Source organism: Rhodococcus sp. P4_B6 (assembly GCF_056402215.1).
This window is the reverse complement of sequence record NZ_JBFUHV010000393.1, coordinates 1-2,381: the sequence shown is the minus strand read 5'-3', so window position 1 is coordinate 2,381 and position 2,381 is coordinate 1. Positions and strand designations below refer to the sequence as shown.

Genomic DNA, 2,381 nt, shown 5'->3' with positions numbered 1-2,381 from the left:
CCGCCACCACCGACTCGGCACCCACCCCCACCCCGAGCTCGGCACCCACCCCCACCCCGAGCAAAGCATCCACCTCCCGATACGTCAACCGCCGCCCCCCACACACCACCGCCACCGCATCCGGATCCACCCCCACCGCCGCCGCCAACAACCCCGGCAACGACACCTCCGGGGCCGACCCCCCACCCACCACCGGCGTCAACCGATCCAACTCGTGCGCGCCGAGGACGTCGATGTCGCCGATCGGGCGATCCGGCGATGCGGTGACAGCGTCGAGGATCCGGACGAACTGATCCGCGAAGCCGCGGACGGTGCCTGCGTCCAGGACGTCGGTGGCGAAGCCGAATGCGGCGGACATCCCTGCGGGCGCGCCGGTTTCGTCGACTTTCTCACTCAGGGTCAGGAACAGGTCGCATTTGGCGACCTCGACGCCGGAGTCGACGACCTCGACGGTCAGACCGGGCAGTTCGAGTCGGCTCTCCTCGGTGTTCTGGAATTCGAGCAGCACCTGGAACAGTGGGGCGTGCGCCGTGGACCGCACTGGGTCGACCGCCTGCACGACCCGGTCGAACGGCACCTCTGCCTGCCCGAACGCGCCGAGATCGGTGTCGCGGACGTGCGCCATCAGGTCGGTGAAGGAGCGGTCGGGTGCGACGTCGGTCCGTAGCACCACGGTGTTGACGAACATGCCGACCATCTCGTCCAGTGCCGCGTCGCCGCGGCCGGCGAGGGGCGTGCCCACTGCGAGATCCATCGCACCGCTCAGCCGACCGAGCAGGACGGCGAGAGCGGCGTGCGCGACCATGAACAGTGTCGAATCATGACTCCGAGCAAGTTCGGACAGCTTCCTGTGCAGGTCCGCGCCGATCGCGAACGGCACGGTGGCGCCGTGCGAGGACCGCTGCAGGGGTCGCCGGCGGTCGAGCGGCAGTTCGAGCAGCTCGGGCATCCCGTCGAGGGTCCGGCGCCAGTAGTCCAGCTGCGCCGAGATGGGCGAGTCCGGGTCGGTGTCGCTGCCGAGGGTGCGGCGCTGCCACAGCGCGAAGTCGGCATACTGCACCGGCATCGGCGCCCACGCGGGCGGACGTCCGTGTGAACGTGCGGTGTACGCGACCATCACGTCGCGGGCCAGCGGCGCCATCGATGATCCGTCCGCCGCGATATGGTGCAGAACCAGGGCCAACACGTGTTCGTCCGGACCGATCCGCAGAAGTGCGATGCGCATCGGGACCTCGCTGCGCACGTTGAATTCGGCCGACGCCAGTGACACCAGCTCGGTGCGCAGCGCCGCTTCGTCAGCGACGGTGACCGGAGTGAGGTCGAGGGTCACCTGGTCCACGGGCAGCACCACCTGGTGCGGGCCGTCCGCGGAGCCGGGGTAGACGGTGCGGAGTGGTTCGTGCCGGTCGACGACGTCCTCGAAAGCGGCGCGCATGGCCTCGATGTCGAGTTCGCCGGACAGGCGCAGCGCGATCGGAATGTTGTAGGCGGGCGAAGCCGTGTCGACCTGGTTGACGATCCACATCCGCTGCTGCGCCAGCGACAGCGGCAGGCGATCGGGGCGTACGCCCCCGGTGAGTGCGGTACGCGCCGCGACGCGGCGATCTGCTTCATCGGCGCGGGCGGCGAAGCCCACCACCGTGGGTGCCTCGAACAGCTCGCGGACCCCCAGGCCGGTACCCAGTGCGGAGTTGATGCGGGCGACGACGCGGGTCGCGCTCAGCGAATTGCCGCCCAGGTCGAAGAAGTTGTCGTCGAGCCCGGCCCGGTCGAGTCCGAGTACCTCGGCGAAGACATCTGCCACGGTCCGCTCGGTTCCGCTGTCCGACGCACGGAAGACGGTGCGTACCACCGCGAAATCCGGTGTGGGCAATGCCTGCCGGTCCAGCTTGCCCACCGGGGTGAGGGGCAACTCGTCGAGGATCACGATCGTCGCGGGCACCATGTGCGCGGGCACACTGCCGCGCACATGGTCGGTGACCTCGGCGACGTCGGGTTCGCCGTCACCGGACGGTAGAACGTACGACACCAGGACGGTGTCCCCGGACGGGGCGGTGCGACCGAGGGTCACCGCGAACGCAATACGGGGATGCTGCGTCAGCACCGCATCGATTTCGCCGAGTTCGACGCGGAAACCACGAATCTTCACCTGAAAATCCGAGCGACCCACATACTCGAGCACCGGCCCACCCGGACCCTCCCGCCACCGCACCACATCCCCCGTCCGATACATCCGCTGCCCCGGACCACCGAACGGATCCGCAACAAACCGCGCCGCCGTCAACCCCAACCGATTCCGATACCCCCGCGCCAACGCCGGACCCGACAAATACAACTCCCCCGCCGCCCCGAACTACAACTCCCCCGCCGCCCCGAACGGC

General features: G+C 69.2%; 1 protein-coding gene. It reads right to left on the bottom strand.

Going from position 1 to position 2,381, the window contains the following annotated elements; translation table 11 throughout:
• Positions 1 to 2,149 (bottom strand): condensation domain-containing protein (locus AC1DWT_RS50870; RefSeq protein ID WP_477926225.1); only part of this gene is annotated, 2,149 nt, incomplete at its 3' end.
• Positions 2,150 to 2,381 lie beyond the last annotated feature (232 nt).